The 15,213-nt window shown below is 69.5% G+C and carries 10 protein-coding genes and 2 pseudogenes; 8 read left to right on the top strand and 4 right to left on the bottom strand.

Translation table 11 applies throughout. From position 1 onward, the window contains the following. Positions 1-199 precede the first annotated feature (199 nt). The 7 genes and pseudogenes from MUG78_RS05415 to MUG78_RS18255 all read left to right on the top strand — a co-directional run bounded on the left by MUG78_RS05415 (position 200) and on the right by MUG78_RS18255 (position 10,044). Complete coding sequence (locus tag MUG78_RS05415; protein ID WP_246992909.1) at positions 200-1,165, top strand: alpha/beta hydrolase; 966 nt, start codon at positions 200-202, stop codon at positions 1,163-1,165. 98 nt (positions 1,166-1,263) lie between these two features. Beyond that, positions 1,264-2,241 carry a Dyp-type peroxidase gene (locus tag MUG78_RS05420; RefSeq protein WP_246992911.1) on the top strand — a complete coding sequence of 326 codons (978 nt, stop codon included), beginning with the start codon at positions 1,264-1,266 and terminating at the stop codon, positions 2,239-2,241. Between the two features lie 35 nt (positions 2,242-2,276). After that, complete coding sequence (locus MUG78_RS05425) at positions 2,277-3,074, top strand: family 1 encapsulin nanocompartment shell protein (RefSeq protein WP_246992913.1); 798 nt, start codon at positions 2,277-2,279, stop codon at positions 3,072-3,074. Between the two features lie 54 nt (positions 3,075-3,128). Next, positions 3,129-4,861: pseudogene (locus MUG78_RS05430) on the top strand (ABC transporter ATP-binding protein). Then, positions 4,858-6,777 (top strand): ABC transporter ATP-binding protein, encoded by a 1,920-nt coding sequence (locus MUG78_RS05435; protein ID WP_246992915.1) that lies wholly within the window; start codon positions 4,858-4,860, stop codon positions 6,775-6,777. The pseudogene MUG78_RS05430 and the gene MUG78_RS05435 overlap by 4 nt, the downstream one beginning before the upstream one ends. A 158-nt stretch (positions 6,778-6,935) precedes the next feature. After that, positions 6,936-7,277, top strand: a complete 342-nt coding sequence (locus MUG78_RS05440; protein WP_246992917.1) for a hypothetical protein — start codon at positions 6,936-6,938, stop codon at positions 7,275-7,277. An 85-nt stretch (positions 7,278-7,362) separates the two neighbouring features. Then, complete coding sequence (locus MUG78_RS18255) at positions 7,363-10,044, top strand: multicopper oxidase domain-containing protein (protein WP_308221332.1); 2,682 nt, start codon at positions 7,363-7,365, stop codon at positions 10,042-10,044. 114 nt (positions 10,045-10,158) lie between these two features. Here the strand turns inward: MUG78_RS18255 and MUG78_RS05455 are convergent, their stop codons facing one another. Continuing rightward, a complete protein-coding gene (locus MUG78_RS05455; RefSeq protein WP_246992919.1) occupies positions 10,159-10,713 on the bottom strand; it encodes a DUF1697 domain-containing protein in 555 nt (184 codons plus the stop codon). 49 nt (positions 10,714-10,762) lie between these two features. Between MUG78_RS05455 and rnhA the strand changes: the two genes are divergently transcribed. After that, positions 10,763-11,209 carry a ribonuclease HI gene (rnhA, locus tag MUG78_RS05460; RefSeq protein WP_246996856.1) on the top strand — a complete coding sequence of 149 codons (447 nt, stop codon included), beginning with the start codon at positions 10,763-10,765 and terminating at the stop codon, positions 11,207-11,209. Between the two features lie 237 nt (positions 11,210-11,446). Here rnhA and MUG78_RS05465 read toward each other — a convergent pair. The 3 genes and pseudogenes from MUG78_RS05465 to MUG78_RS05475 all read right to left on the bottom strand — a co-directional run. Beyond that, positions 11,447-13,222: pseudogene (locus MUG78_RS05465) on the bottom strand (YhgE/Pip family protein); the annotation flags it as partial. Between the two features lie 15 nt (positions 13,223-13,237). Continuing rightward, complete coding sequence (locus MUG78_RS05470) at positions 13,238-13,915, bottom strand: hypothetical protein (RefSeq protein ID WP_246992921.1); 678 nt, start codon at positions 13,913-13,915, stop codon at positions 13,238-13,240. Between the two features lie 83 nt (positions 13,916-13,998). Further along, entirely contained in the window at positions 13,999-15,213 is a 1,215-nt protein-coding gene (locus MUG78_RS05475) for a CoA transferase (protein WP_246992923.1), read from the bottom strand.

Below are 15,213 nucleotides of genomic sequence, written 5' to 3' on the forward strand. Positions count from 1 at the left end.
CCGTATTCACCCCGGCCCCACACACCGAATGTGGCCTGCTCCACACAATAGGCGCAGGCCCCCGGACCTCATCCGATTGCGTCGTCGTTATCGGTCCGTTACCCTTCAACTCGTACGCGGGCCCTAGGTACTAGTACTCTGTGGTGGCCCACGACCGAGGCCGCCCATGGTGGCCGAGATCGCAGTGAAGGAATCTTGCATGTTCTCCAGCGCCCGTAAGCGCTTGCTCGCCGTTGCCTTGGCCACCGCCACGGCGCTCGGCGGCGCCGCCGCCGCCATCGCCACCCCGACCGCTGAGGCCGCCCCCGGCTGCAACGTGGAGCAGGTCCGCTCCAACGCCATGCACCGGAGCGTTCCGGTCTGCATCGTCAGCGCCGGCAAGCCGAACGCTCCGACCCTGTACCTGCTCGACGGTCTGCGCGCCCCCCGCAACAACAGCGGCTGGCTCATCGAGACCAACGTCGCCCGGTACATGAACGGCAAGAGCGTCAACGTCGCCATCCCGTTCGGCGGCGGCGGCAGCTTCTACACCGACTGGGAGCAGCGCGACCCGGCACTCGGCGTGAACAAGTGGGAGACCTTCCTCACCCAGGAACTCCCGCGGTACATGAAGAACAAGCACGAGTCGGACAACCGTCGCAACGGTATCGCCGGCCTGTCCATGTCGGGCACCGCCGCGCTGAACCTGGCGTCGCGCCACCCGGGCTTCTACGACGCCGTGGCCTCCTACTCGGGCTACCCGACTGTCACCATGCCCGGCTTCACCCAGGGCATTCAGGCTTCGGTCGCCGAAATGGGCGGCAACCCCTCCAACATGTGGGGCACCTACCCGCTGGGCGAGTGGGGAGCGAACGATCCGTTCCTCACCGCGGGCAACCTGGTCGGCAAGCACGTCTACGTCTCGTCCGGCACCGGCGTCGGCAGCCGCTACGACGGCTCGCTGACCCCCGGCAACGGCGGCTTCAACCCGGTCAAGTTCGCACAGATGGTTCCGCTGGAGGTCGCCGCGTCGACCAGCAGCCAGCTGTACATCGCCCGCGTGGCCACCGTGCCCGGCGTGCGCCTGACCACCCACATCAGCCCCGACGGCGCTCACTGGTGGGACTACTGGGAGGAGCGCTTCAAGGAGTCCTGGAACAAGACGTTCCGTCCGGCGTTCTTCTGAGCCGTCGGTAGACACCCTCACGCAATCGGCGAAGGCCGGGCGATCATCACAGATCGCCCGGCCTTCGCCGTTCGCGCACCCCGGCTAGGGTGGAAGGCGTGACAACCGGACAAACCATCCTGACGCGCAAGACGCGCTACGCCATCTTCCTGACGCTCACCATCGAGCCGGGAGGCGAGGAGACGGTGCGCGAGGCACTCGCCGGCCTGGCCGGACTGACCCGATCGGTCGGTTCCCGCCAGCCCGAGGCCGCGTTGACGTCGATCATCGGCATCGGCTCAGACGCTTGGGACCGCCTGTTCACCGGCCCCCGCCCCGCAGCGCTGCATCCGTTCCGCCAGTTGGAGGGCGAGACGCACACCGCCCCGGCGACCGCCGCGGATCTGCTGCTGCATCTCAAGTCCGACCAGATGGACCTGTGCTTCGAGGTCGGCAAGATGTTCAGCCGCCAACTCGGCGACGCCGTCCGCACCGCCGACGAGGTCCACGGCTTCCGGTACTTCGACCTGCGCGACGTGATCGGTTTCGTCGACGGCACCGAGAACCCGGTGGGCCAGGACGCGATCGACGCCATCACCGTCGGCCCCGAGGACCGCGCGTTCGCCGGCGGCAGCTACGTCGCCGTCCAGCGCTACGTGACCGACCTCGCTGCCTGGGATGCCCTCTCCGTCGCCGACCAGGAGGACGCGATCGGCCGCAGCAAGGTGGAGAACATCGAGATGGACGACGAGGTGAAGCCCAGCAACTCGCACATCGCGCTCAACGTGATCGAGGACGCCGACGGCAACGAGATCGAGATCGTGCGCGACAACATGCCGTACGGCCAGATCGGCGGCGACGGCCCGATCGGCACCTACTTCATCGCCTACTCGAGCAGCCCGGACAGCACCGAACGGATGCTGGCGAACATGTTCCTGGGCGATCCGCCCGGCAATCACGACCGACTACTCGACTTCACCACCGCGGTGACCGGCGCCCAGTTCTTCGCGCCGTCCGCCGATTTCCTCGACGACCTGCCGCCTGCGCCGTCGACCGGCGGCTCGCTCGGTATCGGCAGCCTGCGCCCGCGCAGCTGACGCCCCGCACCACCCCACAAGATTCAGGAGTATCGATGAACAATCTGCACCGCGAATTGGCCCCCATCTCGTCCGCCGCGTGGGCTGAGATCGAAGAAGAAGCCACCCGTTCGTTCAAGCGCAACAGCGCCGGGCGTCGTCTGGTCGACGTCAAGGGCCCGCTCGGACTCGACGTCGACGCGGTGACCCTGGGTCGTCGCGCCAAGATCGACGCCCCCGCCGACGGCGTCGAGGCGTACCTGCGCCACTCGCAGCCGCTGGTGGAGGTCAAGGTGCCCTTCACGGTGTCCCGCGAAGCGGTCGACAACGTGGACCGCGGCGCCCCCGACTCCGACTGGGACTCGGTGGTGCGCGCGGCCAGCGAGCTGGCCCGCACCGAGGACAAGGCGATTTTCGAAGGCTTCGCTGCGGCGAGCATCACCGGCATGACCGAGGCCGCCTCCGGCGAATCCCTGGACCTGCCGGAGAACGTCGTCGACTTCCCCGAGGCGATCAGCGCCGCGATGAACCGCCTGCGTCTCAACTCGGTGGACGGCCCGTACTCGCTGGCACTCAGCGCCGACCTGTACGCCGAGGTCAACGAGACCGTGAACGACGGCTACCCGGTGCGCCAGCACCTGCAGCGCATCCTCACCGACGGCGAGATCGTGTGGGCGCCGGCCATCACCGGTGCGGTGCTGATCAGCACCCGCGGCGGCGACTTCGAGCTGACCATCGGCCAGGACGTCTCGATCGGCTACGACTCGCACGACGGCGACGTGGTGAACCTGTACTTCACCGAGTCGTTCACCTACCTCACCTACTCGCCCGAGGCCGCTGTCCCGCTGCACTGACCGGTCCCCCGGCACCGGCGGCGCGGGTGCGGCGCACCACGTAGGGTGGGTCGCGTGCTGATCCGCCTGCTCCGCTCCTATCTCGCGAAGTACCGGGGACTGTTGGCGGCCGTGGTCGGCCTGCAATTGGTGGCCACGGTCGCCATGCTGTATCTCCCGACGCTGAACGCCGACATCATCGACAACGGCATCGCCAAGGGCGACACCGGCTACATCCTGCGCATCGGCGGCTGGATGCTGGCGATCTCGGCGGCCCAGGTGATCTGTTCGGTGGCGGCGATGTTCTTCGGCGCCCGCGCCGCCCTCGGCACCGGCCGCGACATCCGGCACGATCTGATGCATCGGATCAACGACTTCTCCTCCCGCGAGGTGGGGCAGTTCGGTGCGCCGTCGCTCATCACTCGCACCACCAACGACGTCCAGCAGGTGCAGTTGCTGGCGGTGATGGGCATCTCGATCCTGGTGATGGCCCCGATCATGGGGATCGGCGGGATCGTGATGGGCATGACCATCGCGTTCTCCATCTCCTGGATTCTGGTGGTCGCGGTGCCGGTGCTCGGCCTCACGATGGGCGTGATCATCGCCCGGATGGTGCCCGCGTTCCGCGCCATGCAGGAGCGGATCGACGACGTGAACCGGGTGCTGCGCGAGCAGATCACCGGCATCCGCGTGGTCCGCGCCTTCGTGCGGGAACGCCACGAGATCGCCCGCTTCGGCGTCGCCAACGATTCGCTGGCCGACGCCTCGCTGCGCGTCGGCAAGATGATGGCGCTGATGTTCCCGGCCGTCATGCTGATCACCAACCTCACGCTGGTGGCGGTGCTGTGGTTCGGCGGCAAGCAGATCGACAGCGGCAGCGTGGAGATCGGCGCGCTCACCGCGATGATCACGTACGTCATGCAGATCATGATGGCGGTGATGATGGCGTCGTTCCTGGCCATGATGGCCCCGCGCGCCGGCGTCTGCGCCGACCGCATCTGCGAGGTCCTCGACACCGAGAGTTCGGTGCGCGCACCGCTCGTGGCCGCCCCGATCACCGGCGATCCGGCCGTCGTCGAGTTCGACGACGTGGAGTTCGGCTATCCGGGCGCCGACGATCCGGTGTTCTCCGGCGTCGCGTTCACCACCGCGCCGGGTACCACCACCGCCGTCGTCGGCTCCACCGGCACCGGCAAGTCGACGCTGATCAATCTGATTCCGCGCCTGATCGACGTGACCGGCGGCGCGGTCCGCGTCGGCGGCACCGACATCCGCGACGTCGATCCGGATGCCCTGCGCCAGCACATCGGCCTGGTGCCGCAGCGCGCGTTCCTGTTCTCCGGCACCGTCGCCGACAACCTGCGGCAGGGCAAGGCCGACGCCACCGAAGAGCAGATGTGGAGGCGCTGGCGATCGCGCAGGCCGAGGACTTCGTGCGGGCCATGCCCGAAGGTCTGGAGACCGACATCGCGCAGGGCGGCACCACGGTGTCCGGCGGCCAGCGTCAGCGCCTCGCGATCGCCCGGGCCCTGATCCGCAGGCCGTCCATCTACCTGTTCGACGACTCGTTCTCCGCGCTCGACCTCGCGACCGACGCGAAGCTGCGCGCCGCCCTGGCCCCGGCCACCCGGGACGCCGCCGTGATCGTCGTCGCCCAGCGCATGTCCACCATCATCGGCGCCGATCAGATCCTGGTCTTGGAGCAGGGCGCGGTGGTCGGCTTGGGCAAGCACGACGACCTGCTGCTCTCCTGCCCGACCTACGCGGAGATCGTCGAATCCCAGCTGGCGATCGGAGCAGCGTCGTGACGCGGCCCGGTGGCGGCGGTCACCCGGGTGCCGGCCCGTCGTTGGAGAAGGCCCGCTCGTTCGGTCCGTCGCTGAAGCGGCTGATCGCCAACCTCTCCGACTATCGCGGCCGTCTGATCCTGGTGCTCGGCTCGATCGTGGCGTCGGTGACACTCACCGCGCTCGCTCCCCGCGTCCTCGGCGATGCCACCAACCTGCTGTTCGAGGGCGTGATCGGCGGCCAGCTGCCGGCCGGGATCACCAAGGAACAGGCCGTCGACGGGCTGCGCGCCCGCGGCGACAACACCTTCGCCGACATGGTGAGTTCGATGAATCTGACCCCCGGTCAGGGCATCGACTTCTCCGCGGTCGGGCGCGTGCTGCTCATCGTGTTGGCGCTGTACCTCGGGTCGGCGCTGCTCGGCTGGCTGGCCGCATACCTGCTCAATCAGGTGGTGGTCGGCACCATCGCCGCCCTGCGCGCGCGGGTCGAGGACAAGGTGCACCGCCTCCCGCTGTCGTACTACGACAAGGCTGCGCGCGGCGACCTCCTCAGCCGCGTGACCAACGACCTCGACAACCTGTCGCAGAGCCTGCAGCAGACCATCAGCCAGCTGCTGAACTCGGTGCTGATGGTGACCGCGATCCTGGTGATGATGTTGACCATCTCGCCGCTGCTGTCGCTGATCGCGGTGGCCACCGTGCCGCTCGCGGTGATCGCGACGGCGCTGATCGCCAAGCGGTCCAAGCCGCACTTCGTCCGGCAGTGGAGCTCCACCGGCAAGCTCAACGCGCAGGTGGAGGAGACCTTCACCGGGCACGAGCTGGTGAAGGCCTTCGGTCGCCGCGAAGCGGTGGAGGAGGTCTTCGACCGGGACAACGAGGCCCTCTACGAGTCGAGCTGGAAGGCCCAGTTCATCTCCGGCATCATCATGCCGACCATCATGTTCCTGGGGAACCTGAACTACGTCGCGGTGGCCGTGGTCGGCGGCCTGCGTGTGGCGTCCGGCCAGCTGAGCCTGGGCGAGGTGCAGGCCTTCATCCAGTACTCGCGCCAGTTCACGCAGCCGCTCACGCAGATCGGCTCGATGTTCAACCTCATGCAGAGCGGTGTGGCCTCGGCCGAACGCATCTACGACGTGCTCGACGAGCCGGAGGAGTCGCCGGACCCGGTCGACCCGGTGACCCCGCGCTCCGATTCCGGCCACATCGAGTTCGACCACGTGTCGTTCCGCTACCGCGCCGATCGCCCGCTGATCGAGAACCTGTCCTTACAGGCGCGGCCCGGCCAGATGGTCGCCATCGTCGGACCCACCGGCGCGGGCAAGACCACGCTGGTGAATCTGATCCTGCGGTTCTACGACGTCGACTCCGGCCGAATTCTGGTCGACGGCGCCGACGCCGCCCAGATGACCCGCGACGATCTGCGCGAGCGCACCGGCATGGTGCTGCAGGACTCGTGGCTCTTCGGCGGCACCATCTACGACAACATCGCCTACGGCGACCCGAGCGCCAGCCGCGAGGAGGTGATCGCGGCGGCCAAGGCCAGCCACGTCGACCACTTCGTGCACACGCTGCCCGACGGCTATGACACCGTGCTCGACGACGAGGGCGGCGGGGTGAGCGCCGGTGAACGCCAGCTGATCACCATCGCCCGCGCCTTCCTCGCCAAGCCGACCATCCTGATCCTCGACGAGGCCACCAGTTCGGTGGACACCCGCACCGAGCTGCTGATCGGCGAGGCGATGGCCAACCTGAGCAGTGACCGCACGAGCTTCGTGATCGCGCACCGCCTGTCCACCATCCGGAACGCGGACCTGATCGTGGTGATGGAGGACGGCCACATCGTCGAGCAGGGCACGCACGGGGAGCTGCTCGAGTCGCGCGGCGCGTACTACACCCTCTACAACGCACAGTTCGCCGCCGCCGTCGACTGATCAGTTCCGGACCGGAATCCCTCTTCGCCGCCGCTAGCTGCATCGATGGCAGATCTCGGGCGTTCCCGTCCGATGTCGGCCGGTCGTTCCTGCCTACCCTCGTTCCGGCGCGGCAAGCTCGCCGCGACATACGAAAGAACGAAGGGGAGGCGCGAACGATGCGTACCAAGAAGGTCCTGGCCGGAGCAGCAGTGGCGATGTGCGCGGCGGGCGCGGCCGCCGGTGTGTGGGGTGCCGGATCGGCCACGGCGGCCGACAATTACTCGGTGACCCTGTCCCGCGCCGAGACCGCCGTCATCGCCACGCACGGCCTCGGCGACGCGTTCTCGAACGTCCCACAGATCCCGACCGTCCTCCTCAATCCGCATTTCGGTCGCATGATCCAGATGGGGGCCGACGACGCGGCGAGCGAGGGCGGGTGCATTCGACTGGGCATCACCCGCGGCGCAAGCTACACCAGCAACTCGGTGAGCACCCTCCCCGCCGGCCAGTGCCGCTGATCGCCCGGCACCCCGGAGTCACGTCGATCGTCGACGGGCCCATGGCCTCTGATTGAGCGGATTACGGCTCCGTAGTATTGGCCTTGTGAACGCCGCCGCACAGCAGACCCCGACCGGACCGGGTTCGGCGAAACCCGACACCCGCCGTCCGCGGAGTTGGCATCAGCGGGCCGGCATGCCGGTGCGCGTGTGGATGGTGGTGCTGATCGGCATCGGGCTGACGCACTTCGCGCTTCCCGAGTCGCGCTGGCTGATCGTGCACGTCTTCACCATCGGGCTGGTCGCGAACTCGATTCTGGTGTGGTCGCAGACCCTCGCCGAACGCTTCCTCGGCTACCACCTGCCGCCGGAACGTCGCTTGGTTCAGTTGCTGCGGATCTACACGCTCAACCTCGGGCTGCTGGTGACCATCGTCGGCATGCTGGCGGTGCTCTGGCCGGTGACCCTGGTGGGCGCGGTGCTGATCGGCACGGTGGTGGCGTGGCACGCCTGGGCTCTGGCCCGGCTCATCGTCGAAGCGCAACGGCACCGCCACGCGGAGGGGCAGGGGCCGGCGGAGAACGCGATCAGCGCGTGGTTCTTCGTCGCCTCGGCCTGTCTCCTGCCCTTCGGCGCGGCCGCCGGCGTGCTGCTGGCCTACGGCTTCGCCGATCCGCAGCAGGCCGGTTTCCTGCTGACCCACCAGGCGTTGAACGTGCTCGGTTTCCTGGGGCTGGCGACCGCGGGCGTGCTGCTGGTGATGTACCCGCGACTGCTCGGTGCCACGCAGGTGCGGAATCGGCGACGACCCTACGCCCTCGTCGTGCTGCCCACCGCGATCGCGGTGATCTGCGCGGGCGCGCTCGCCGACCTGCCGGTACTGGCCGCAGCCGGTGTGGGCCTCTACCTGGCCGGGTGGCTGCTGATCGTCGTGCCGTTCGTTCCGGTGGCCCTGCGTCATCCGCCCGATTCGTATGCGTCCGCGTCGATCTCGGCGGCGCTGCTCTGGCTGCTGGGGTCGCTGGTCGCGTACCTCGTGGTGTTGCTGACCGGACCGTTCGAGGTGACCCGGCTGAGCCTGCTGTCCATGTGGTTCCTGGCGGGATTCGCCGGACAGCTGCTGCTCGGCGTGATGAGTCACCTGCTCCCCACCCTGATGGGCGGCGGCCCGGTGACCGCGGCGGGTGCCGCCGAGATGAACCGGTGGTGGCTGTGGCGCGTGCTGGTGATCAACGGTGGCCTGGTGCTGTGGCTGCTGCCGCTGGGCAGTTGGGCCAAGGTCGGGCTGTCGTCGTTGGTGATGCTCGCGTTCATCCTGTTCCTGCCGATCATGATCCTCAGCGCCCGCGCCGCCATGCAGGTGCGTCGCGCGCTAGCCGCCGAGGCCGACGCCCCCGACTCCGATTCCGACGCCGACGCCCCCAGTGCGCCCGCTCCGAAGCCCGGACCGCAGCGCGGCCTGCAGTCGGTCGCGGCCGCCGCGGCCCTGGCCCTGGTGGTCTCGGTGGCCACCGCCCTCGGCGGCTCCGACGCCGCGGTGATCGACGCCTCCGGTTCCGTGGCCCCCACCGGCAAGACCGAGACCGTGCAGGTCGACGCCGTCGGCATGCGTTTCACCCCGGAGACCATCACCGTGGCGCCCGGCGACCGCCTGATCCTCACGGTGACCAACAAGGCCGACCAGGTGCACGACCTCGTGCTCGAGACCGGTCAGAGCACCGGTCGTCTAGCCCCCGGCGCCAGCGCCACCATCGACGTGGGCGTGGTCGGTCGGGCGATCGAGGGCTGGTGCTCCATCGTCGGACATCGGCAGCAGGGCATGGTGCTGCACATCCGCACCACCGGCGACGCACCCGACACCGGTGGCAGTGGCGGACACCAGATGGACATGTCCGGCGGGTCCGGCGCGGCCCCGCCCGTCGACCTGATGGACGAGCCCGGGCCCGGCTTCGTCGCCCGCGATCCACGGCTGGCACCCGCACCCGCCGAGAACACCCACAAGTACACGTTCACCGTGACCGAGGGCCCCGGCGAGGTGGCGCCCGGCGTGCGGCAAACACTGTGGACCTACAACGGCACGGCGATGGGGCCCACGCTGCGCGGCAAGCGCGGCGACGTCTTCGAGATCACCCTGGTCAACAACGGCACCATGGCGCATTCGATCGACTTCCACGCGGGCATGGTCTCGCCGGACACCAACATGCGCGACATCAACCCGGGCGAGCGCCTGGTGTACCGATTCACCGCCGTGCGCACCGGCATCTGGCTGTACCACTGCGCCACCATGCCCATGCCCGTCCACCTGGCCGCGGGCATGTTCGGGGCCGTGGTGATCGACCCGCCGGATCTATCCCCGGTCGACGCCGAGTACCTGTTCACCCAGTCCGAGTGGTACCTCGGGCCCGACGGCGGACCGATCGACGCCGCCAAGGTCGCCGCCGGAGTGCCCGACCTGGTGATGTTCAACGGCTACGCGAACCAGTACGTGTACCGCCCGCTGCGGGCCAAGGTGGGCGACCGCCTCCGCCTGTGGGTGCTCGACGCCGGTCCCAACGAACCGCTGTCGTTCCACGTGATCGGCACCCTGTTCGATACCGTCTACTCCGAGGGCGCCTACCAGCTGCGGCGCGACGACCCCCTCGGCGGCGGCTCCCAGGCCCTCGGCCTACTTCCGGCGCAGGGCGGCTTCGTGGAGCTCACCTTCACCGAGCCGGGCACCTACACCTTCCTCAACCACCGCATGTTCGACAGCGACCGCGGCGCCATGGGCGAGATCATCGTCGACTGATCACCGCTACCCACGAGTTCGCTGGCACAGAGACGGTCACCGTGGTCATAGTGACCACGGTGCCCCCGCCGGTGCCAGTGAACTCCCCACCCGCCGGATTCCTGCCGGCCCCGCTCAGCCCGCGGTGGCGAGCTCGATCAACTTCGCGACGGTGCGCAGATTCCGGGCGGTGCCCGGCACGCCGAGCCCCTTGGCGATCACCGGGGCCGACAGCCGGGTCTTGCCCGCACCGCCGGGGTAGTCCAGGTGCAGGTCGTCGCCGATCACGGCGAGTTTCTCGCCCGCACCGAACTCGCGCGCGACGAACTCCGCGGCGGCCACTGGGTCGGGCGGGCCGGCCAGGAAGCAGATGTGTCCGGACGGTGCTTCGGCGAAGTCGGGCGCGGTGGCGAACGGATAGGCGGCCAAGGCCGCCTCCAGCTCCTGGACGCTGCGCGAGATCACCTCGCGGAAGAAGCCGAACTCGTCCTCGACGGCCCGCTCGAGTGCCCGATCGAAGTCGGCGGGCTCGGCCGGCGGCCGCGCGAGGAGGTTCCCGGACGCGATGTAGGTGGACACGTCGGTCGCCCCGAGGTCGGCGGCGATCTCCCGCAGCCGCGCCATCGGCAGCTTCGCACCGCCCACGTTGACCGCACGGAACAGGTGGACTCGGGGCGCGTCGTCGGACATGGTTCTCAGCTTTTCACGCCCGGCCGCCCGCCCGGTACCGTTGCGTCCCATGAGCGATGCGGTGGTCGAGATCTCGACGGACGGTGCGTGCCTGGGCAATCCGGGGCCGGGCGGCTGGGGCGCGGTGCTCCGCTACAAGGGCACCGAGAAGCAGCTCTCCGGCGCCGAGCCGAACACCACGAACAACCGGATGGAACTGCAGGCCGCCATCGAGGGACTGGCCGCGCTGACCCGGCCGTCGTCGGTGATCCTCTACACCGACTCGGTGTACGTGCGCGACGGCATCACCAAGTGGGTGGCCGGCTGGCAGCGCAACGGCTGGAAGACCGCGGCGAAGAAGCCGGTGAAGAACGACGAGCTGTGGAAGCGCCTGGTCGACGAGGAGAAGCGGCACCGGGTCGAGTGGCGATGGGTCAAGGGCCACAACGGCGACCACTACAACGAGATCGCCGACGACCTCGCCACCTCCGCCGCCCGCACCCTCCGCGACGGCTGAGCCACTCCCTCCCGCCCGCCCGCCCGCGTGTCGCGACCCTGATCCCGGGTCGCTCGCGGAGCCCGCGCGGCGACGCGGCAGCAGGGTCGCGACACGCCAGAGCGGGGGCGGGCGCGGGCGCGGGCCCGGAGCGACGTCAGATCTGGATCGGCGGAAGAGCTGCACCATCGTGTACTGGCGATTCCGGCGGGCACCCCAGGCGCTGATCGCCACGCTCACCACGAGCAGTCCGGCGAGCACCGCCACGGCCACCCAGAAGCGGCTGTCCACGCCGCCGGAGATCATCTGCCGCATGCCGGTCACGGCATAACTCATCGGATCCCACGGGTGCAGCACCTGCGCCGGCGTCGCGGTGGTCGGCACCGGATAGATGCCGCCCGACGCCACGATCTGCACCATCAGGAACGCCAACGACATCACGCGCCCCACGGCCACGCCGAGGATCACGTTGAACATCTGCATCACCGCCAGGAACGCCGCGGAGATCAGCAGCATGAACGCCACCAGCCCCAGTGCGTGGGCCGCGTTCAGGCCGACGGCGAACTGCGCCACCACGAACATCACCACCACCTGCGCGGCGGCGATGAGGAACGCCGGCCAGTACGACCACAGCACCGCGCGCAGGCCGCTCACCCCGGCGATCACCGGCCGCGGCTGCAGCGGCTTGATCAGCATCCAGATGATCATCGCGCCGATGAACAGGGCCAACGTGAGGAAGAAGGGCGCGAAGCCGACGCCGAAGGTGGGCGCCGGGTTGTGCGTGGTCTCCTTCAACGCGACCGGCGTCGACAGGTTGCCCGCGACGTCCTGCCGCTGCGCCTGGTCCCCGAAGTCGGGGATCGCCTTGACGCCGTCGGCCAGGCCGGTGGCGAGACGGTTCGCGCCCGCGTCCAGCTGCGGTAGACCCGCAGCGAGCTGACCCGCGCCGTCGGCGAGCCGGTTGCTGCCGTCGGACAGCTGCCCCAGACCGTCGGACAGCGTGGCCGACCCGTCCTTCAACTGCGCTGCGCCCGAGCGCAATTGCTCCACCTTCGCGGACAGATCACCCGACTGGAGCTGGGCGAGCATCGACGACGCCGACCCGTTCGGTCCCGCGAACTGCGTCGACAGTGCCCGCGCTTGTCCGGCCAACTGCTTGATCTGCGCGGTGATCGTCGGATCCATCCCGGCGCGGACCAGCACGCCGTGCACGGGTTCGAGAAGGTCGGCCACCTGCCCGGCCACGCGGCCCAGCTCGGCCGCCGATTCCGCCGTCATCGACAGGGACGACGCTTGGTCGAGCAGCGGCAGCAGCGGCGCGGTCGCCGCGGCGACGCCGTCGGCCAGCTGCGCGTTCCCGGCGGCCAGCTGGGCGGCGCCGTCGCGGGCGACGCCCAAGTTGGCAGCCAGTTCGTCGGCCCCCTGGGACAACTGCTGCGCGCCCGAGTTGGCGGTGCCGAGGCCGTCGGCGAGCTGCTTGGCACCGTCGGCGGCTTCGACGAGACCGGTCCCGGCACTCTGCAGTCCGACCAGCACCTGGTCCACGGCCTGCTCGCCGATCCCCTCGTTCAACGCTGCCGTCACCTGGGCGGCGGCGCTGTTGCCGATCACCGTGGCGAGGTAGTTGTTGGCGTCGTTGAAGGTGAACTCGACGGTGGCCTTGTGCGGATCGGGTCCGGTCGCCGAGGCGATCGCGGAGCTGAAGTCCTTCGGGATGGTGATGGTGAAGTAGTAGCGGCCGTGCGCGAGCCCGTCCGCGGCCTCGGCGGCGTCGACGCTGCGCAGATCCAGCTCGCCGCTGGCCTTCAGATTCGCGACCACTTCGTCGCCCGCAGCCAGGTGCTTGCCCTGCGCCTGCGCGCCGGTGTCCTCGTTGACCAGCGCCACCGGCAGCTTGTTGACGTCGTCGAACGGATTCCAGAAGACCCACAGATACATCGCCCCGTACAGCAGCGGCAGCAGCACGATGGTGACGATCGCGATGCGCGGCATCGCTCCCTTGGAGTACCGCTTGAGCTCGGTCCCCAGTGACATTCCAGCCAGCACGGCTTACTCCTCGCCTTCCGGGTCGAGCTCCACGACGATCTGTTCCCGGTACCCGAGGGCCGGGTCGACGGTGTTCACGGTGCAGGTGATCACGGTCTGCTCCCGGCCCAGTGCGACGAGACGACGCACCAGCGTGCGCTGGTTCTCGTCGCTCGTGACCTGGTCGATGTTGCCGACCACCAGCAGCGGCGGGCGCCCGGTGTTCGCCAGCGCGACCCGCAACAGCAGCCCGTCCAGCTCGGAGAGATTCTCCACGTACTCGTCCAGCGGAGGCGGCGGCAGCTCCCCGAACACCGGAGCGCAGAAGCGCTCGTAGGTCTCCTGATCGGCCCGGCGGACGATCCGATACCAGGGAGCGTCCCAGCGGAGTTGCTCGGTCACCAGGTCGACGACGCGCACCGACGCGTACACCGCGTCGAGGTCCGCGATCGCGGCCAGCCCGGCGAGCGGAAAGATCTTGCCGACGCCGGTGCGTCCCAGCACGGTCAACACGCCCGACTTGTGCTTCATCCGTCCGGCCAGTGTCATCTGCAACGCGGTGCGGCCCGGCCCGGCCGGGCACTGCAGGATGGTCAGGCCGCCGGCCGGGATCTCCAGATCCAGCGGACCGTACACGCGACCCCAGGGGCCGGTCTGCATCAGTCCGCGCGCCAGCACCGCCAGCGGGGGAGTTTCACTCATGAACGACGATGCTAAACCCGAAGTCCCTGCTCAACGCCCCGCAAGTGTGGAAACACACGTGCGCAGAATCGCGGTGTCGGGGCTCACACCGCGATGATTCCGGCCTCCCGCAAACGCGCGACGTCGGCGTCTCCGTGACCGAGAACCTCCCGCAGCACCGCTTCGGTGTCCGCGCCGAGCGCCGCCGCCGGGCGGGTGCCGGAGTAGGCGTCGTCGATCCGCATCGGCGAGTTCGCCGAGATCACCGGGCCGATGCCGGGCTGGTCCAGCCGCGCCAGGACGGGCTCGCCGCCCGGGTTCGCCGCGAAGTCGGCGGCCACCTGCGCGGTGCTCCGATACGGGCCCCACAGCACGCCCGCGGCGGTCAGCGCCGAGTGGACGTCCGACGTCGAGCGCGCCGCGAACCACGGCGCGAGCAGCGCTTCGATCTGCGCGCGCTGGGCGTACCGCCCCTCATCGGTCGACAGGTCGGACCCCGACGAATCCGCCAGTGCGGCAAGGCTTTCCGCGGTCCCGGTGGCCGCGCCGACCGCCGCCCACTGGCGCGGCGTCAGCACCGCCACCATGACGTGATCACCGTCGGCGGTGGCGAAGTCCACGCCGAACGCCCCGTACAGGTGGTTGCCGTGCCGCACGCGATCGCCGCGTTCGGCGGCCTCGGAGTACCAGCCCAGATCGGCGACCGCCGCGAGGGCGACGTCGGCCAGCGCGATCTCGATCTGCGCGCCCGCACCCGTGCGATCTCGACGACGCAGCGCCGCCAGCACCGCGGACACCACCTGCTGACCGCACAGCAGATCCCAGGCCGGGAGCACGTGGTTCACCGGATCCGAGGAGTCGGCGGGCCCGGTCATCGTGGCCACCCCGCTGCTGCTGTTGACGGTGTAATCCACCGCGCCGCCGCCGTCCGCGCGCCCCTGCACCTTCACCGAGATCACGTCCGAGCGTCGTGCGGCCAGCGCGTCGTAGGCGAGCCAGTCGCGGCCGACCGCGTTGTCCACCACGATGCCCGCGTCGGGGCCGGGTGCGGTGGCCAGTTCCAGCAACAGGTCACGTCCGGCCTGCTCGCGCAGATTCAGTGCGACAGAACGCTTTTCGCGGTTCAGGGAGTTCCAGTACAGACTCTCCCCGGTCGCCGTCGACAGCGGCCAGCGTCGATGGTCGACGTTCCCGCCCAACTGGTCCACGCGGATCACGTCGGCGCCGAGTTGCGCCAGCGCCAGCCCGGCCGACGGGCCGGCCACGAAGCTCGCGAACTCGACCACTCGCACACCGGCCAGCGGTGCTCCCAGCTCCAT

Origin of the sequence: Gordonia alkaliphila, assembly GCF_023017165.1 — a bacterium.
In the GTDB taxonomy this organism is placed as follows: domain Bacteria; phylum Actinomycetota; class Actinomycetes; order Mycobacteriales; family Mycobacteriaceae; genus Gordonia; species Gordonia alkaliphila.

Bases quoted from the DNA above. Each gene is read 5' to 3' on its own strand.
- MUG78_RS05415 (WP_246992909.1), top strand. From the start codon at position 200: ATGTTCTCCAGCGCCCGTAAGCGCTTGCTCGCCGTTGCCTTGGCCACC.
- MUG78_RS05425 (WP_246992913.1), top strand. From the start codon at position 2,277: ATGAACAATCTGCACCGCGAATTGGCCCCCATCTCGTCCGCCGCGTGG.
- MUG78_RS05440 (WP_246992917.1), top strand. From the start codon at position 6,936: ATGCGTACCAAGAAGGTCCTGGCCGGAGCAGCAGTGGCGATGTGCGCG.
- MUG78_RS05455 (WP_246992919.1), bottom strand. From the start codon at position 10,713: ATGTCCGACGACGCGCCCCGAGTCCACCTGTTCCGTGCGGTCAACGTG.
- rnhA (WP_246996856.1), top strand. From the start codon at position 10,763: ATGAGCGATGCGGTGGTCGAGATCTCGACGGACGGTGCGTGCCTGGGC.
- MUG78_RS05470 (WP_246992921.1), bottom strand. From the start codon at position 13,915: ATGAGTGAAACTCCCCCGCTGGCGGTGCTGGCGCGCGGACTGATGCAG.
- MUG78_RS05475 (WP_246992923.1), bottom strand. From the start codon at position 15,213: ATGGAGCTGGGAGCACCGCTGGCCGGTGTGCGAGTGGTCGAGTTCGCG.